An 18,317-nucleotide genomic window follows, 5' to 3' on the forward strand; every position below is an offset into this window, starting at 1 on the left:
TTCTGTTTCAATCAAGTCGTTCGTATATTGTCTGGCTCAGACAAGCAGGTCTTTGATGACTTTACCGCCATTAACAATTTCGATGGGCCGGTCACCAGGTGCCATCAGTTCTTTATCAGAAACAATTCCCATGCAATGGTAGATCGTGGTTGCCCAGTCCATTACGGAAAGTGGATTATCTTCTGGTTCACTGGCGATTGCGTCAGAGGCACCATAGACCTGTCCCCCTTTGATACCACCACCGGCCATGACAACACTGAAGACTTTCGGCCAATGGTCTCGGCCGGCAGTCGCATTGATTTTTGGTGTTCGTCCGAATTCACTACAGACACAAACCAGAGTGCTCTTTAACAGTCCACGATCACTCAGATCTGAGATCAGCGTGGAGAAAGCCTGGTCGAAAGAGGGTAAGCTGTTTGAGATCCCCGTTTGAATTCGGTCATGCATATCCCAGCCGCCATAGGTCATGGTCACGAAACGTGCACCCGCTTCGACAAGGCGTCGAGACAGCAGCATTCGAGAACCAGCCTGATTTCGACCATAAGCATCACGTACTTTCGCATCTTCTTTATTCAGATCGAAGGCTTCCTGCGATGCTTTGGAAGAGACCATATCATAGGCTTGTTTGTAAAATGTATCGACGGCATCCAGAGAGTCTGATTTTTCTTTGGAAACGAAGTACTCGTTGACGGAATCCAATAGGGAGCGACGACGAGTAAATCGATTGGTGTCAACACCACCAGGCAGATTCAGGTCACGCACTTTGAAGCCATTGGATGCGGGATCTGATCCAACACTGAATGGGGCAAAGGATGAACTCAAGTAACCTGTACCAGCAAATTCGTTGGGCTGGTTTGGAATGCACACATATTGTGGCATGTTATTCTTCGGCCCAAATTCATGTGTAACGACACTTCCCATACTGGGGAACTGCAGAGCAGGGCTGGGACGATAGCCGGTGAACATGTTATGTGTTCCCCGTTCGTGTGCCGCTTCGCCGTGAGACATGGAACGGCAGATGGTCAGTTTATCCATCTGCTGTGCTGTCTTGACCAGCTTTTCATTCAACCGTACCCCAGAGACGTTGGTGTCGATCGAATTCATTGGCCCACGGTATTCGACCGGTGCATAGGGCTTAGGATCCCATGTTTCCTGATGTGCGGCACCACCTGGCAGGTAGATGAAGATGACTGATTTTGCAGTACCTTCTTTACTGTCATAGTGTTTCAATTCTGCCTGTGCACTTTTCATGCGAAGAAATTGAGGCAGAGTCAGCCCGATTCCGCCCGCAAAGCCAACATGCAAAAAGTCGCGACGCGATTGTTTCAAGCTCATAGTGAAATCTCCATTTTCAGGGTGGGGATAAGTTGTGTCGGGTTTATGGCTCTATGTAGGTCAGAGGCTTAACACTTCGTATTTTGGTTTGAGCACTCATCTTATCGGGTTGGACTATAGCCAGTTTAGCTGGCGGATGGCTCTGATCTTTACTCGTAATATCAGAGTTAATTAGTAGGCGGCTCTGGTAATGTTTTCTAATTCTAACACATTAATCCAGTGGGGGGGAGGAATCGTTTAAAACCACCTACTACGTATTATGCCAAATCTACACTCTGTAATTCAAGGACAATTTTCGAAACCGTTCGTTATTCGGCTACTTTAACGCAGGATATATCAGACAAGGTTGATGCGAGTCTGTCAAGGAATTCTTACTCATTTCTACCAAGTCAGCGAAAATAGTAACATCGGTAAAACAGGATGTTTTTATTTCGCAACAAGGCCTTTTTGCTCTGATATCTGATAGAACTGATCCACTTCTAGATTATCCCATTTTGCTGTCTTTCCGGAAGGCCACTTGATAGTTACGGACGCGATTTCCGTTTCATTACCCAACCCAAAGGTAACGGGGAGTTCAGTTTGTGACAGATAGCTCCGAGTCGGCATTACGAACCGACTTTGTACGTCTGATTGCGTTTCGACCTGAATCTGCGCCCCGAATGCATCATGGCTGGAAACCGGGGAAGCGCCTTTGTCTCCCTCTGGGGGATCACTTGTGAGCTGAAAACGAATCCAATGGTGGCCCGTTTGTTGATCGTTCCGTAACAATCGTGGCGTATTACCTGCGTTCATGACCAGTAGGTCCAGATCACCGTCATTATCAATATCTCCGAATGTTGCTCCACGGCCGACCAAAGGTCGTACAAAATCGGCACCGACCAGAGATTCACCTAGAGGAAGGAACTCTGTCGCATGTTGCGAACCGCAGTTCCAGAACAGTTGTGGTTCCTGTTCGTAATGCTGCCGCTCCTGCACGATATTAATATCTTCTTCCAGATGTCCATTCGCTGAGAATAGATCGAGGCGTCCATCAAGGTCCGCATCAAAAAAGAAAATGCCGAACGTGAGAGACAGTCGCGTTTGGGGACCGAGTCCATTGGAGACGGCTTCGTCGATAAACTGCATCTCTTTTCCGGGCGAAGTATACAGAGCCGTCATTTCATTGGCAAAGTTGCCAATCGCGATTCCCAATGTGTCATCATTTCGAAAAGGGGCGATGTCAATTCCCATTGCGCCGCGCGCATTACCATCCATATCAAAGGCAACTCCGGAAACTGCTGCCATTTCTGTGAAGGTGCCATTCTGTTGATTGTGAAACAGAAAATTCTGAACGGTATCATTGGTGATGAAGATATCGAGATAGCCATCCTGATCAAAATCGTAGAAATTCAATCCCAATGATTTCGCTAACGGGACTCCCGTTCCGGGTGTGAAAATTCTCAAACCGGCCTGTTCGGAAACTTCAGTGAATGTCCCATTGCCTTGATTCTGGTAGAGCAGGGGGGGAACGCCATTAAAGTTTTGCGGACGACCATAGGCACGGATGCCCCCTTTGAGCGTGAAGTTCTGTGCGCGGTCAAAGTCGCGCGTCCATTCCACATAGTTGCAGACCAGTAAGTCAAGATCGCCGTCACGGTCGTAATCAAACCAGCCGCTACTGGTGCTCCAGAGTTGTGCGGGTCCACTGACGCCCGCTTGCGATGTAACGTCAGTGAAACGTGTTCCTTCGTTTTTAAATAAGCGATTCGTTCCCAAGGCGGAGATGAACAGGTCAATGCGACCATCATTATCATAATCTCCACAGGCCACGCCCATGCCGTATAGCGAAATATTCAAACCCATCTCGCTTGTGACATCTTTGAATTTACCGGTGCCGTCGTTCTGATATAAAGCCAGTGAGGAATTTGTGCTGTTTTTCTTCTGTGGTTGGTTCCAGGGCCATTCGTTTGAACCAACCAGCAGCAGGTCCTGATCTCCGTCATTATCATAATCTAAAAAAGCGGCTCCGCCTCCCATTGTTTCCGGCAGCAGTTTTTCGCCGGCAGCCCCGTTGTTATGCACGAAGTCGATGCCTGCCGCTTGTGTGATGTCAGTGAAAGGAATCTTGGGAAGCCTGATCTCTTCAATTTCTCGCTCTGTCGGCAAAGCTAAGGGGGTTTCCTGAACGATATTTTCAGGCTGGCGAAGCTGGCTCAATAGGAAGAACGTCCCGCCAATGATTGCTAAGACCAGCATCACGGCTAGAGAGTACCAGAATGCACGACCGATGGATTCATCGTTCTGCTCTGACTCTTCTTCCAGTTCCGGCTCTTCTTCCAGTTCCGGATCAAGGTTGGCACTGTCGGGATCTGCCATTTGATTGTCCTTTTTATAGTCTTTTACGAAATACTTGATAAAAAGCGTGCCAGGTGAAATCGATGCATTATGGTTTGATCGTCCGATTCAATGAATAAATCACAGGGTGTTCTGCAGCATGATTGGCTGCGGGATATTTTTCACGGGCCTTTCGCTCGGAGAGGCCTCGCGCTGTATCATCCACTTTATACTTCTGATGCAGTTTACGATGCTGTTCTGCGAGGTCGGTTTTTTCAAGCTGTTCATAAATTAATGACAGACTGTAATGCGCGGTTACATTTTCCGGGTCTAATATCAAGGTCTTCTGAAACTGCTCGACTGCTTGATTCAGAATCTGATTGCGTTGGGCACGATTTGCTTTAGTGCGGAACCGTTTCGCCTGATCAAACAGGTTTTGTCCCAGATCATTGATCACCACATAGTCTTTGCTGAAATCAAAGCCACGTCGCGTGCGTTCTTCTGTCTGGTCTTCCAGAACACTGCGGAAGTTGCGTTCAGCTTCTTTCAGGTGACCCTGTTGCTGGTTCACCTTGCCGCTCAACCAGGCCAGCGTCCAGGGGGGGGCTGGGGGATCGGTAAACGAAGCGGTTTTTTGTAGGATCTCAACAGCATCCTGTAATCGACCTTCACGGAAGTAGACGCGTCCCAGATTCAATGGACCATCGTAGCGGCCCATTTGATCGACCTGCTTGAACGCTTCAGCAGCTTGTCTCAGTTCTGCTTTACCTTTCAAGAACAGTCCGATGCCATAATCATTCCAGCGCTGCCATTCTGGGATTTCTACCGTTTTGTTTTTAACCTCGGCAGTAACTCCTTCCACAGGAAATGTAATTGTATCGGAGGCAATCGTTGTAATAGGCAGCGTATTGATATAGGGAAAGCCCTTTTTCTTCCAGGAGAGTTCCTGACCTTTGGATTCAAGAGATTCCGCGATAAACTGCATGTAGTGTGTATCGAATTTACGATACTGTAACTTGGCTTCGACGGTCACGGGAGCCGTTATGTCTTCTGGAAGGTCTAGTTCATAATGGATTGTTTGTCCGGTTCCAGGGGGCATCTGATTATTATAAAGGGCGACAAAAATATCTTCTGCATTTCGGCGGGCGATACGATTACCGTCGCGGTCGATGACAAATGCATTGATAAAATGGGACCAGGGGTCGACGGTGCCATCTTCTGCACGCGAACCGCTGCGCCCAATAATCCGGTCACCGCTTTTGACTGTCACATCCAGCCAGACTTCATTTGAGTCGGCTGTTCCCTGTGTGAAATGATGTCCGACTTTTAAGGTCCGGAGAACTGTTTCCAACAGGTATTTGTTACCTGGTTTTAAAACGGGAACTTGCGGTCGCAACGGTGCGATTAATTTACCATCGATCGTACCTTCCTCCCGGATGCCGAAGAAATCGACGCGCAGGTTATCTTTAAGAAAATTCTGATGCGCGGCGACGGTTTTTGAGTCATTTCGTAATGCGGCAATCGCGGTATTGGCCGACGGAAAGAGGTGATTATGTACGCTGAGTTCTTTCGCGTCATAGAAGTGGCGGGCGCCAAAGTCATTCGAAGGTTTGGCAGGCATATGACACTTGTTGCAATTTTCCTGGGCTTTGGGGGGATAATAAAAGCTTCTCGCTCCATGTCCGGAAACGCCGCTCAACAAAAAGGAATCGTAATGGTTCTGACCGCGCAGGAATTTATATTGATTGAGTTCTTCCGGCAAATGCACCTTATGACAGGTGCCACAGAATTCGGTGGACTTATGCAAGTCTTTCAAAAACGTTTTCTTATGGAATGCAGGTTTGGCTTTCACGAGTTGATTATTCACCCATTGCAGAAACGGGTTGTCGCTGTAAGCGAAGGGATAATGAATCGGTTCTTCAATCGTGTAGTCACTGTTGCCGCGAACGCTGTTGACGTGAGTAATTGCGTGGCAGGTCGTGCAGGTAATTCCTGCCTGGGACGTAATATGATTAATGTCATCAAAGTTGGGATCATCAAACGCGCCACTAAAAAAGGGAACCGGGTCGTGGCAGCCGGCACAGAAACGGGATGCCTGCAGATTCCCATCGCGTTCCATAGAGACCTTGCGCGTTTCTCTGACGGATGCCAGATACGCTGGGTTATTAAATGAGCTGATATGATGCACGCTGTTTTTCCAGTCGGCGTGAGTGTCTGGATGACATTTCTGGCAGTAGTCGTCCATCATCAATGCCTGGGCGGGAATGAAATCACCGGTCGAAGTCCGTGCCAGAGAGGGGAAGAAATATTTCTCACCCGAAGCAGGACCGACCATGTTCCATTTACGCGGATCGGCCGAATGAAACATCAACATGCCGATCACCATGGCGGTAATCACACCCATGTAAGACAGCCCCACTTTCCAGCGGATTTTGGGTCCCACCAGACGATGCAGCCAGTACAACCAAAGGGCAAACACCGGGGAAAGCACGTGGCACCAGTAGGTGATGGAACGAGCCGTCGGATTTTTCAGGTCGAATGAGCCGATACGTAGTAATAAGATTCCAGAGATCAATAACAGGCAGGAAGTAATAAAGAGTGCATAACCGACTCGCACCGCGCGGCGGTTGAGACGATTTTTCGTATTGTAAATGTGCACAACGCCAAACAGAATGAACGGCGCCAGGAGCAACAGTCCCAGGATCAAATGTGCGAGAAACATGTACTGATAAAACCAGTTTTCCAGAGTCTCGCCGCTCAACCAGTCGTATAGCGTAATGCTGACCAGATAGATCGAATTCGCACCCAGTAAAGCAACCAGAATTAAAAGGCTGTAGAAAACCTTACGCAATTTCGGTCCGACTGCGCGGCGAACGACGCGACGAGGCCGTGATTCTGTCACGGGTGAATCAGAGGAACTCATGATGACACTAGATCCTGCACAAAATGGCTTGAGACAAAACTTGCAGTATCAACCGCGCTAAAGAGAAGCGCACGCGCATGCCAGAAATGAATGGAGAATGCACGTAGCAAGTTTCATGAAACGACAGAAACAGTGTTTCTGCATACGAGCGCGTTTCAGAGGCAGGCGTTTTGTGGAGGACGGTCGACTCGTTGTCGCAGGGCACTTGTCAGCATCAGGGGTTGAGAACCCATTAAACTGCGATAAGGTGTGCGAGGAATCATCGTTTCTGCTGAGACGGAGCAGGCAGGTTTGAAAATCGTGATCACAATCAGCGGAGATTCCGGCGATGGATCAGGCCGATGATTCTGACATTCAGGACCCGAGCATGGCGTCTTTTGAGGAGCCTGGTCTGGTCGATGCAGCTGGACCAGACCAGAGTCGTCAGGTTGTCCTGCGTGTGACAGGTAATCACCGCACGTCGCATTCGCCGTCTGGACCGTTGCCCAACTCCATACGCACATCGCACCTGCGATAAGCAGGGAACGTACGGCGGATTGTTGATACGATCGGTTCGGCATAGAATTTACGCAATGTAACGGCAAGAAATGACCAGGAAACGAGAACTCTCCTATTTAATATATACGGATATTTGTTCAAATCCGAGCATAAAATATGAATCCTGCTGATTTTATTATGTATTTATCGAGGGATGCGGGCTGATATTGCCGGGAGAGTGACCGAAATTGGGGGTTGACGAATTTTCCAATTCCGAAGACACTTTTACCGCGTTTCGTCGAAATATCAGGCGAAATCGGAATATTGAGCAGGGAAGCTTGAGGAATTGAATATATGATCAATTGGCGAATGATACGATATCGGCTGGAATATCTGATATTCCGTACTTTGGTCTGTATCGTGCAATCATTACCGATCAGAGAATCGGTAGCATTGGCGAAAGGCCTGGCATTTGTCATTCATTTTTGCCTGCCTCGCAAGCTGACCCGTTATAAAGTAGCAGCAGAGAATCTACGGACTGCTTTTGGTGATGAACTCTCCGAGAAAGAAATTGAGCAAACCATCTACCGCATGTGGGTGCATCTGTTTCGGATGGTTGTGGAAATCATCCAGTTACCCCGCAAGTTGCACCGCAGAAATATCTTTGACGTGCTGGACTTCGATTATCCGCCGGAATTGATTACCGCGTTGTGTTCTGGCAGACCTGTCATTCTGCTAAGCGGACATTATGGGAACTGGGAGGTCGCCGTTTCGGTCTTCGGTCTGTTTGGTTTTCCGATGGGCGTTGTCGCCCGTGAACTGGATAATCCGTTTCTGAATGAATGGTTTGAGAAATTCCGGCAACACACGGGGCATCGGGCAATGGCTAAAAAAGGGGGCTACGATGATATGGTAGCCACTATTGAGCGCCGCGGACATCTGGCGTTACTCGGGGATCAGGATGCCGGCAAGCGAGGCTTATTTGTCGACTTTTTTGGCAAGCCGGCTTCGACATTCAAATCCATTGCATTGCTGGCGCTGGAATACCGGGCTTATATCTGTGTTGGTTATGCCCGCAGACTTCCCGACAATTTCGAACAGAATCAGTGGGTTAAATTTGAAATGGGGTGTGAACAGTTGATCGATTCCACTCAGTGTGTTTCGAATGATCCCGTGGGTGAGATTACGCAGCAGTTTACTACGGCACTGGAAAATGCAGTACGGAAATCTCCGGAACAGTATTTCTGGGTCCATCGGCGTTGGAAAAGTGAGCCGCGAGTCCGTGTGAAAAAGAAACGCCAGCTAGAACCCATTCAGGAAAAAAAGGCAGCCTGAATTGATTCAGATGGTCCAGTCAACTACAACCTGAAGCAGAGGTTCTGTGTCACTCAGGTGCAGCAGGCTGAGACGTGACTAGTTTGAGCAATTCTACTGGTAGCAGGCGTCTGGTCTGAGTAAAATACCATCCGGAGGCGTAAATGGGGAAAAAAGTACGGATTGCAGATCTGAGCGAAGTCCCCGAAGGTTCCGCGGGGGAATTTGTAGCCGAAGATCGGGTGATCGCTTTATATCATGTGGATCAGCAATATTATGCGATGGATGGAGTCTGTCCGCATGCAGGGGGTCCTCTGGGTGAAGGCAGCTTGAACGGTACTGTTGTGACTTGCCCCTGGCATGGTTGGCAGTTTGATGTGACGACAGGAAAACATTGTTTGAATGAGCGCCTGTGTCATCCCACGTTTCCGGTTTTTGTAGAAGAAGATGGGATTTACATCGAACTCCCCGAGTAAGTTCTGATTAAGAGAGAGCCATTCACGTGACGAAGTATAAAGCTGTCATTTTTGATTGTGATGGGGTGCTGGTCGACAGCGAGACTCTGGGAAATCGTGTGTTGGCGGAAATGATCACTGAGATCGGGTTCCCGTTGTCACCCGAACAGGCGGTTCAGCAATTCAAAGGCGGAAAACTGGCCGATTGCCTGGCTGTTGTAGAAGATCAAATGGGGCAAAAATTGCCGGATGATTTTGCGAACCAGGTGCGGGCTCAAATGGCAGAAGTATTTCAGACAGAGTTGCAGGCGATTCAGGGAGTCCGTGAAGCATTGGAGTCAATTCCGGTGACCAAATGCGTTGCCTCTAATGGGCCTCAAGAAAAGATGGCGCTCACCTTAAAAATTACGGATCTACTCCATTACTTTGAAGGTCGTATTTTTTCTGCTTATACCTTGGGGGTCTGGAAACCGGAGCCGGATCTCTACCTCTATGCCGCTAAGCAAATGGAAGTTCATCCCGAAGAATGTGTGGTGATTGAGGACAGTCATTTGGGAGTACAGGCGGCCGTCGCGGCGGGGATTCCCGTACTCGGTTACGCCGACCATAGTTCACCAGCAGAACTCGAAGCATTAGGGGCGAAAACGTTTCGTTCCATGCATGAACTTCCCGCTTTACTTGGATTTTCCTCCGAGATTTCCTAAACAGAACTTGGGCAAAGGCACCGTTGCCCGGCAATGTTTGCTGATTGAAAATTCTCTGATCGGCTTGAATGCGCGAAAATCGCCGATAGACTCGTAATTTTTACACACCACATTTCAGAGTGGGTAAACAGGGTAGACCTTGCAGCCGCTAAAATTAATAAAAACTGAACTTTTCAGTCAAGAACCCAAATTGATTAAGCCGATACTAATAACTGAGTCGGATATATTCCGATGAATTAACTTGTTCAGCTTTAGTCAAATGGTTTTTGTTTGCAGGGAACACCTCTGCCTGGCTGTAGATTCAGTCGGTCAAAAATCTACGAGATCGATACAGGAAGGATCCTCCATGCAACATCGACTTCGAATATTCACAGGTGAAGAAGAAACACTCGAACAGAAAGACCGTCAGGTCAACGTTCGATTTGGGGAAATCGCAGACGCCTTGGCAGAAGCCGTTTACTATCGTCGCACATGGGTCTCTGATTTTTCAGAAGACGAAGTGTCAATTCCCTCTGATCTATATGCCATCTTAACCGCTTATAGCCATCTTCGTCCGGGCGCCTGAATGGTCACGCGGCCTCTGTCTCAAAAATTCCTGATCACCGCTCTCGTTCTAGTGGGGCTGTATCTGATCATTCTGGGAGCACAGCGGGTTTATGAACATTATCAGGTGAAGCAGATTTCGCTTGAGTTTGTGAAGGCTCTGGAAACAGGGGATGAATCACAGATTCGCGGTCTGCTTACACCTGAAAAAGCAGATCTGGCGAAGAAGTTAAAACAGGACTCTAAAGACAGTTCTGCGCCCCTCGATTATCGAGTTCTTGACGTGAAGCTAACGGGCACTACAGCCCAGGTCCGTATTCAGATTCAGAAGAATGGATATGCCATTAAACCGGATATTCATTTAGTCAAAAGTAAGACCGGCGTCTGGAAAATTGATGCGATCACACAGGCAAAAGTCGACCCGCTCTGGTACGACCATGAAGATCAGCGCTATCAGCAAAAACTAATCAAAGAAAAAGTTCCCCCGAAAGAAGTGCAGGGACGCGTCCTTGCAAAAGAACTCGCACGTTCGTTAAATACAACTGTCGAGGAATCTTCCCCGGATCAGGTTGATCCCTGACGAGTTGCTGATTCGTATCGTTCATGCCTGTTTCTTTCTTGCGAGGTATCTATGTCTGAGGCTTCTTCTGTATCCGAACGCGCATTACAGATCTGGAAGGCCGGTGTCAAAGCCGTCGATTCAGAATCCCTCGTTTGTAATGCCATTCAGGTTACCGATCACGAGCTGACAGTATGCGGGCATTCGATTTCTCTGCAGGGGCATGAAAACCTGCTAGTGGTGGGAGCCGGTAAAGCCGGCAGTGGAATGGCTGCTGGTGTTGAAGCTGCTTTGAATGGAGCGTTGCTGGAACAGCGAACCTCAGGCTGGGTGAATGTACCTGCAGACTGTGTTCGACCTTTGTCTCATATTCACCTCTATCCAGCGCGGCCAGCAAGCTTGAACGAACCGACGGCAGAAGGCGTCTATGGCTCCCGGCAAATTCTTCAGAAAATTTCCAACTTAAAGCAGGATGATATTTGCCTGGTCCTGATTTCGGGAGGTGGCAGTGCATTATTGCCAGCACCTCTACCTCCTGTCACCTTGGAAGACAAGCAATCGGTTACGCGGTTATTGATGTCTTCCGGTGCGACCATTCAAGAATTGAATTGTGTACGCAAACAGATTTCACAGATCAAAGGAGGCCGGCTGGCTGCAGCAGCGACCTGTGGAACGTTGATTACCTTGATCATCTCCGATGTCGTCGGTGATCCACTGGATATCATTGCATCAGGACCAACAGTTCCCGATTCGTCCACTCCGACTGAAGCATTGGAAATACTAAATCGTTTTGTGTCCGATCCACAGCAGGTGCCAGACAGTATCTGGAGTGTTTTAAAGGCGGATCAAACGAGTTTGCCAGCACAAGCGGTTTCAGGGCAGACAAAAGTTCTCAATCAGATAATTGGCAGTAATGCGACCGCACTCGAAGCCGCGAAGAAAAAGGCTGAGGAAGCAGGGTATGAAATCGTCTCGCTGGGCTCCGAAAATGAGGGGACCGCGTCTGGGACTGGTATCGAACTGGCAGAACTCTGCCTCAAAATTCGTGGTGGAGAAGGTCCCGGTTCCAAACCGGTTTGTATCCTGAGTGGGGGAGAACCCGTTGTAGATTTGTCTTCGACACAAAATCCGGGTAAGGGAGGACGAAACCAGGAAGTAGTGCTGGCTGCATTGCAGCGTTTATGGGAGGAAGACCTTGCTGGCATCTGCATTCTCTCGGGGGGGACAGATGGAGAAGACGGTCCCACCGATGCCGCAGGCGGAATTCTCGATTCTCTGGTTCTGCAGCGTGCACATGCACTGCCGATTGATCCGGCTCCCTTTTTGAAAGACCATAATTCTTATCCCTGCCTCGCTCAGGTGGGTGGCTTACTGAAAACAGGAGCAACCCACACGAATGTCATGGATTTAAGAGTGGCTTTGGTGGAATAAAGCAGCTGAATTCCACTTAACAAATGCACTCAATTAGATTGCGAAGACGGGGGTTTTCAGTTCTTTATTCGAAACCGCACGGACGACATGTACGTCGTCGAAATCCAGCAGGTTGGTTAACTGGGGCATGCCATCATCGTCCAGGATTTCGACAATCGGATTGTCATAATGAAATCGGTTCGTTCGAACGACAATCGCTCTCTGTCCGTTATTGAGTTCAACGAGTGAGCCTAGCGGATAAAGCGACATGGACTGCAACAGAGCACGGACGGCATTTCGGTCAAGCAAACCCTCTGAAGCGTCAAAGACAAGGTTTTCGGCAGCCTGATAAGGGAGCAAACCCTCTTTGTTTGGTCGAGATGAAACCAGTTCAATAAATTCATCTGCGACAGCAGCGATTTTAGCGAGTGGATGAATCTGATTGTTTTTCTGGCCTCGGGGATAGCCTGAACCATCACATCGTTCATGGATCTGGTAGGCAATGAGTTTGGATATGGTTGGGATTTCATGTACCTTGTTTAATAAATCGAAGGTAATGATGGGATGCTTTTTCAGTTCCAGGCTTTCAATCGGGCTGAGAGGCGTTTCGCTCATCAGCGCTTTGAAATTGATTTTATTCATACCTGTATCATGTAACAGGCAACCAATGGAAAGTTCAATCAAGTTGTGTCGGCTGAGCCCCAGTTGTGTGCCAATTGCCATTGCGAGACTCGACATCTGCAAACCGTGTCTACAGAAGTTCCCGTTATCAATCGGCGTAATTCCTTCCAGCACAAACAGATCCATGTCTTGAGCCATTTGCGAGAAGGAAATGTTGGTAATGTCATAAATCTGTGGCATGCTGATCCGTTTTGTGATCAGCAATTGGGTGTAAAGATCGTTTGTGATTTTGGTCAGGACTGTGAATTGTTCTCGATATTGATTTTTCAATCCAGTCGAGTATCGGGTGGCGGGAACCGGTTTGATTTCATGTAAAAAAGAACTTGTTTGGATTTGCCAGGGGGACTCAGTTCTTTGGGTCTCCAAAGCTGCCTGCTTTTGGGCAGCCGTAAATGCGGATGCTAACTGGAGTCTTTTGAGGCGATTTTCTTGCAGAGAGTCTGATTGAGAATTCTGGCTCTCACCCGGGCTCAGCAGCAGATTATGCAGGTCGCGTTCATGAACCCGTACGCTGCGAATGCCACGTTTTTTTAAATTCTCAATTGTCCCTTTGGTAATGGTTTTTCCGCTGGCCAGCAGCAAGAGGTTCTTTTCGCTGTCAGCCTCAAAAATCGGAGCCTGTAATTTGACCCCGATTCGGAGTCGATCGATATCCAAAGATGAGTATGGATCGGCTTGTTTTTTACCGGATTTTACAACCATGTATTGAGGCGCCGTTGTTCTTTGATTACCTGCTTTGATTCATTACGGAATTTGAAATCAGTGTGTCACGTAATGATCTGAATCAATCGGAGTCATTGTTCCGATCAGAGAAAATGGAGATCAATGAAGCCTAGGTCAGGTAAAGCGTTAGACCTAATGCAAAGCCCAATGTAGGGGGCAGGGGAGCTAGATCAGCCTCGGTTCACGACTGATCTGCCGCTTATAGCGAATTTAACGGTAATGAATTTACACTGATTCCGGACGGTTAACCGCGTTCCTGCTGGTAGAGGGCTGTTAAGAATTCCTCGATACTCTTGAATTTTTTCCCCTCGGCTGAGACGGTTTCAACTTTCTCACGCGCTTCGGTAGACGAATATCCCAGGCTGAGAAGTGCCTCATATGCTTCGCCGTAAACATCGGTATTTGCTTCGTCGGTGGGGAATTCTTTCGCGACAATCAATGCGAATTTTGTCATTTTACGCCTGAGCTTAGCAACGATTCGTTCTGCGACAGCAGGCCCGATTCCCGGCAGCGTGGTGAGTTGCTTGACGTCTTTTTCTTCGATGGCCGTCGCGACTTCCTTTACAGGACGCACCATCGCACGCAACGTCTTTTTGACACCAACTCCATCGACCGAGCAAACCAGCTCAAAGAACTCGCGCTCGGCATGACTCATAAAGCCGATGATGCGGGGAGTCAGTCTCCCTTTTTGCGGATTGCCTTCGATGTACTGGATGGTTTTCAGACTGACTTCCTTGCCAATCAGAGGCTGCAGTTGGCGGCGGACAAATTCCGGGATGAAGACCTGATAGTCAAAGGCCCCTACCGAGATAATCGCCTCAGATAAACTGAGTTCAACAAGTTCGCCGCGAATATTTGTAATCATGTTTGCTCATTCAGGATGTTAATTGGTGAATTCACATGTCAGAAGCAGGTGACGCGAATCGTATGATAATGGCACAATGCGGCCGCAAACGCGTCCGCAACGTCATTCGGTTCGAGAATCGTTTTCAGGCCGAGTTCTGTTTTGATGGCGTGCTGGATCTGTTCTTTGGAAGCACGGCCACTGCCGGTAATCAATCGTTTAATCTGAGTCGGTGTGTAATGGGCAACCGGTACGCCCGCATCATGGGCCGCGTATAAAATCGCACCACGGGCATGCGCCATGATGATGGAACTTTTGGGAAACTTAGGGGTCGTAAATACCTGTTCGATCACCATGATGTCAGGCTGAAATTCTTCAATGACTTCCCGAATTCCTGATCCGATTTCATGCACGCGGGATGCCAGATTGGCGTCCTTAGTAGAACGGATGATTCCCCCTTCGCAGAGTACAGGACCTTTCAATGAATATTCCAGCAACGCGTAGCCAGTCCGATTGAGCCCTGGATCGATTCCCAGTAAACGAGTCGGTGTTACTAATTTTTCATCATCCGTTGTCGAGTTTAAATTCATGCACGGCTCAATCGATTAATGTATTGATCTTACAGGATTAACACTAACCACGTCGCCACAAGCTGCCTTCCGGGCGATCTTCAACGGTGATCTGGCAAGCGGCTAAGCCTTCGCGAATTTTATCTGCAATATCCCAGTTTTTGCTGGTACGGGCATCTTTGCGAATTTCCAGGACCAGTTCCATTAATTGATTGACCAGCCCATCGTCGGCGGCCTGTTCTTTGTCAGGGGCCTTACGGAAAACGCCTAACAGATTCGACAGTTCCTTCAGCAGGCAGGCGCCAGCTTTGAGCGCTTCCACCATTTGCTCATTCTGTTTTCCTTCGCTATCCAGCTTCTGTGAATGGATCAATGCATTGAGTGTCGATCGAATTTCAAACAGAATTCCAATCGCACCGCCCGTATTAAAATCGTCATCCATGGCTTCCAGAAATCGCTGACGCAATTCTAAGAGTTGTTGGAAATATTCAGAAGGAGTCCCTTCCAGAGCAACCGATGGCTCGCGTTTTTCCGATGTGGGAAGGTTGTAAAAACTTTCGCCGGTAATCCGCTCGAAGGTTTCGAAGAAGCGATAAAATCCTTCAATTCCTTTGCCGGTTTCCTGAATGTTTTCATCACTGAAGGCAATCGGGCTGCGGTAATGTGTGGACAGCAGGAACAGACGCACCAGTTCTGGTGGATGGATGGCAAAAAGTTCCTTTACGGACGCGGCTCCATCTCTACCCGATAGCTTGTTTTTTTCTTGTGCTTCCTGGTCGACGGCCACATCACCGTGACGGTCGTGTTGGCCGCCAACTTTGCCTGCAGCATCGCTAGCCTGCATTAAACCATTGTGGACCCAGTAACGCACATAGGATTTTCCGGTGCAGCATTCGGACTGCGCGCGTTCATTTTCATGATGTGGGAACATTAAATCGAGGCCACCGCCATGAATATCAAATGAATCTCCCAGCAACTTGCGGCTCATAGCAGAGCATTCGATGTGCCAGCCTGGACGACCTGGTCCCCATGGACTATCCCACGCTGGTTCTCCCGGTCGGGATTTTTTCCAGAGGGCAAAGTCGGCTGGGTTTTTCTTTTTATCATTCGCTTCCACGCGTGTGCCCGCGATCATCTCTTCAATCTTGCGACCGCTGAGGCAACCATATTTTTTGTCTGCTTCTGCAGAGAAGTAGACATCGCCATCGAGGGGGTAAGCATATCCCTGGTCGATCAGAGATTGAATGATCTCCTGCATTTCCGGGATGTAGTCGGTGGCTTTGGGGAAGTCGGTAATGGTATCGACGCCCATAGTTTCCAGGTTATCGAAGTAATCCTGAGTCATTTCTGCAGCCAGCTTTTCGACCGTAGTATTCTTTTCGGCTGCTCTGTTGATCAGCTTATCGTCGATGTCGGTGATGTTGTTGACAAATTTGACTTCGTAATTATTGTATTTCAGGTAACGGGCGATGGTGTCAATGATCACCGGGCCAACCATGTGGCCAATATGAGCATGTTTATAAACAGTAGGCCCACATAGATAGATCCCGACTTTCCCCGGTTTGATCGTTTGGAAATCTTCTTTTTTTCGACTCAGAGTGTTGTAAATTCTTAGTGTCATTGTCTCAGATACCTGAATTACTTTCTGTTATCAATAAAAATGTGCCCGACTGGTTACAGGCTGTGATTTGTTTTCAATGTCTCATTTATCTTGTCAGCAGTACAACGGCATCGGCCGTCATCGCTTCCTGTCTTCCCACCGGGCCGACGCGTTCGCCAGTTTTGGCTTTGATGTTTATTTGCTGTGTTTGAATGTTGAGAATACTGGCGATCGATTCTCGAATTAATGGTTTGTAACTGACTAGTTTAGGACGTTCCGCTGAAATTGTGCAATCCAGGTTTACGATTTGCCACCCGGTCTGCTGAACTTCCTGAAACGCGGCTGCCAGCAAATCCCGGGAATCAGCGCCTTTCCAGCGTTCGTCTGTATTGGGAAACATTTCCCCGATATCTCCCAGACCAGCTGCTCCCAATAAGGCGTCAGTAATTGCGTGCAACAATACATCAGCATCACTGTGGCCGACAAGCCCCATTTCAAATTCAACAGGAACCCCTCCCAAGACCAGCGGATAGCCAGGTTCCAGCCGATGGCAGTCCTGGCCGTAGCCAATACGCAAATCGGGCAACTGATCTGAAGCTGGTTGTGGTGCCATGAGTTAGGGTCACAGGGTTTAAAGGTTTTTATTGAAGAAACGATGCTAATCTGTTCTTATGAATATGCCATTCCACGGCCTGTAAGAAAGCACGCAAATCATAGCTGGAGCGGTCTGACATGGCAATATGAGCCGATGTTCCGAAGTCTTTTTGTATTTATGATTAGCCTAAATTCGTGAAATTCACGGTTCGACTAACTCCGAACTCAAGAGTTGCATTTCCAAATTGACACAATTTTGGATTCCCGTTAGACTCCCGGTCCCATCTAATCTGCAAAAGACTTCATCTCACATACACATACAATTCTCTCTCACTTAAATCCTCTCATCCTCTAAATATTCATGAAGACACTTCTTCACAAATCATGGTTCCTGGTATTGGCACTGGTTTTTCTGGTTGCCACGATTACTGGTTGCGCGCTGATGGAAGAAGGGGCCGTTTTAGGATTAGGGAAATATGTGGATAAAAGAACAACCAAAAAACTCCCTTCCATTCCGGTTTCTCAGGATGCGATGCAGGTAGAAATTGTATTTATCGAGCGCCCGGTAGGCGATCCGCTTTTGGGTTCTACGCTTTGGGATGAAATTGATGAAATCGGTGCGGTCGGTTTGATGGATCAGGAGAATCTGAAACAGAACGGGTTCCGTGTAGGACACGTCAGTTCGGTTCCCCCGATGGCACTGCAGACTTTACTTGGTTTGAAGTCACACATCGGTGGGGTCACGGAACAGGAAGAATCTCTGCTGCTTTCTGGCCGCCGTTTGATACTGCGATCCGGCGTACCGACAGACATTCAAACCAGTGAATATTATAATCAATGCAAGCTGGAGTTGTTCAATGATGATGCGGAACAAGAGCTGGAAATCAAAGAGTTTGAACAAGCCCGTTGCGTGATGCGTGTGAAGGCACATAAAGTTCAGGATGGCTGGGCGCGTTTGGAATTTACGCCCGAGATGCACTATGGCGCACAGCAGCTGCGACGCACGCCAACCACGATTGGCTGGCAACTTGAAAACCGGCAGAATACAACGCCGTTATATAATCAGAAATTTGAAGTTACTCTCAACGTCGGAGAGATGACCGTCATTACGGCGGCAGACGAAGTCGCCCCAAATTCAGCCGGACGTCTTTTCTTTCGTGGGGATGATAATAAATCCGGCATCCAGAAAATCCTGGTCGTGCGATTGGCCAACATGTCGAAGATGAATGCCGTCCGTTCGAAATAACGGAATCAAAAAATAAAAGCGGGCTGT

16 protein-coding genes are annotated in these 18,317 nt (G+C 48.3%); 7 read left to right on the forward strand and 9 right to left on the reverse strand.

Translation table 11 applies throughout. From position 1 onward, the window contains the following. Positions 1-36: 36 nt before the first annotated feature. The 4 genes from AAC022_RS07475 to AAC022_RS07490 all read right to left on the reverse strand — a co-directional run bounded on the left by AAC022_RS07475 (position 37) and on the right by AAC022_RS07490 (position 7,131). Positions 37-1,335, reverse strand: coding sequence for a DUF1501 domain-containing protein (locus AAC022_RS07475; protein ID WP_339729635.1), 1,299 nt, complete (start codon positions 1,333-1,335; stop codon positions 37-39). Between the two features lie 426 nt (positions 1,336-1,761). Beyond that, the gene (locus AAC022_RS07480) at positions 1,762-3,690 is read right to left on the reverse strand and encodes a CRTAC1 family protein (protein WP_339729636.1); all 1,929 of its coding nucleotides are present in this window, start codon (positions 3,688-3,690) and stop codon (positions 1,762-1,764) included. A gap of 67 nt (positions 3,691-3,757) precedes the next feature. Then, positions 3,758-6,571, reverse strand: coding sequence for a multiheme c-type cytochrome (locus tag AAC022_RS07485; protein WP_339729637.1), 2,814 nt, complete (start codon positions 6,569-6,571; stop codon positions 3,758-3,760). A 155-nt stretch (positions 6,572-6,726) separates the two neighbouring features. Continuing rightward, complete coding sequence (locus AAC022_RS07490; protein ID WP_339729638.1) at positions 6,727-7,131, reverse strand: hypothetical protein; 405 nt, start codon at positions 7,129-7,131, stop codon at positions 6,727-6,729. 271 nt (positions 7,132-7,402) lie between these two features. On the opposite strand from AAC022_RS07490, the gene AAC022_RS07495 reads away from it, so the two are divergent. The 6 genes from AAC022_RS07495 to AAC022_RS07520 all read left to right on the forward strand — a co-directional run bounded on the left by AAC022_RS07495 (position 7,403) and on the right by AAC022_RS07520 (position 12,054). Beyond that, positions 7,403-8,383 (forward strand): lysophospholipid acyltransferase family protein, encoded by a 981-nt coding sequence (locus tag AAC022_RS07495; protein ID WP_339729639.1) that lies wholly within the window; start codon positions 7,403-7,405, stop codon positions 8,381-8,383. Between the two features lie 143 nt (positions 8,384-8,526). Then, on the forward strand, positions 8,527-8,838 hold the full coding sequence (locus AAC022_RS07500) for a Rieske 2Fe-2S domain-containing protein (RefSeq protein ID WP_339729642.1): 312 nt from the start codon (positions 8,527-8,529) through the stop codon (positions 8,836-8,838). Between the two features lie 26 nt (positions 8,839-8,864). Continuing rightward, positions 8,865-9,521 (forward strand): HAD-IA family hydrolase, encoded by a 657-nt coding sequence (locus AAC022_RS07505; RefSeq protein ID WP_339729644.1) that lies wholly within the window; start codon positions 8,865-8,867, stop codon positions 9,519-9,521. A gap of 346 nt (positions 9,522-9,867) precedes the next feature. Continuing rightward, positions 9,868-10,086 (forward strand): hypothetical protein, encoded by a 219-nt coding sequence (locus AAC022_RS07510; protein ID WP_339729647.1) that lies wholly within the window; start codon positions 9,868-9,870, stop codon positions 10,084-10,086. Further along, on the forward strand, positions 10,087-10,644 hold the full coding sequence (locus tag AAC022_RS07515) for a hypothetical protein (protein WP_339729650.1): 558 nt from the start codon (positions 10,087-10,089) through the stop codon (positions 10,642-10,644). A gap of 51 nt (positions 10,645-10,695) precedes the next feature. Next, positions 10,696-12,054, forward strand: coding sequence for a DUF4147 domain-containing protein (locus tag AAC022_RS07520; RefSeq protein WP_339729652.1), 1,359 nt, complete (start codon positions 10,696-10,698; stop codon positions 12,052-12,054). Between the two features lie 33 nt (positions 12,055-12,087). Here the strand turns inward: AAC022_RS07520 and AAC022_RS07525 are convergent, their stop codons facing one another. The 5 genes from AAC022_RS07525 to ispF form a co-directional block, all read right to left on the reverse strand. Continuing rightward, the gene (locus AAC022_RS07525; RefSeq protein WP_339729655.1) at positions 12,088-13,416 is read right to left on the reverse strand and encodes an HD domain-containing phosphohydrolase; all 1,329 of its coding nucleotides are present in this window, start codon (positions 13,414-13,416) and stop codon (positions 12,088-12,090) included. Between the two features lie 265 nt (positions 13,417-13,681). Next, positions 13,682-14,302, reverse strand: a complete 621-nt coding sequence (gene ruvA / locus AAC022_RS07530) for a Holliday junction branch migration protein RuvA (RefSeq protein ID WP_339729658.1) — start codon at positions 14,300-14,302, stop codon at positions 13,682-13,684. 38 nt (positions 14,303-14,340) lie between these two features. Further along, positions 14,341-14,871: a crossover junction endodeoxyribonuclease RuvC gene (gene ruvC / locus AAC022_RS07535; RefSeq protein ID WP_339729661.1), complete on the reverse strand. Its 531-nt coding sequence runs from the start codon at positions 14,869-14,871 to the stop codon at positions 14,341-14,343. Positions 14,872-14,914: 43 nt separating this feature from the next. Beyond that, entirely contained in the window at positions 14,915-16,471 is a 1,557-nt protein-coding gene (cysS, locus tag AAC022_RS07540; protein WP_339729662.1) for a cysteine--tRNA ligase, read from the reverse strand. A gap of 85 nt (positions 16,472-16,556) precedes the next feature. Beyond that, the gene (gene ispF, locus AAC022_RS07545; RefSeq protein ID WP_339729663.1) at positions 16,557-17,063 is read right to left on the reverse strand and encodes a 2-C-methyl-D-erythritol 2,4-cyclodiphosphate synthase; all 507 of its coding nucleotides are present in this window, start codon (positions 17,061-17,063) and stop codon (positions 16,557-16,559) included. Between the two features lie 342 nt (positions 17,064-17,405). On the opposite strand from ispF, the gene AAC022_RS07550 reads away from it, so the two are divergent. Then, positions 17,406-18,290: a hypothetical protein gene (locus AAC022_RS07550; RefSeq protein ID WP_339729666.1), complete on the forward strand. Its 885-nt coding sequence runs from the start codon at positions 17,406-17,408 to the stop codon at positions 18,288-18,290. Positions 18,291-18,317: the final 27 nt, after the last annotated feature.

Origin of the sequence: uncultured Gimesia sp. (genome assembly GCF_963976445.1) — a bacterium.
In the GTDB taxonomy this organism is placed as follows: Bacteria; Planctomycetota; Planctomycetia; order Planctomycetales; family Planctomycetaceae; genus Gimesia.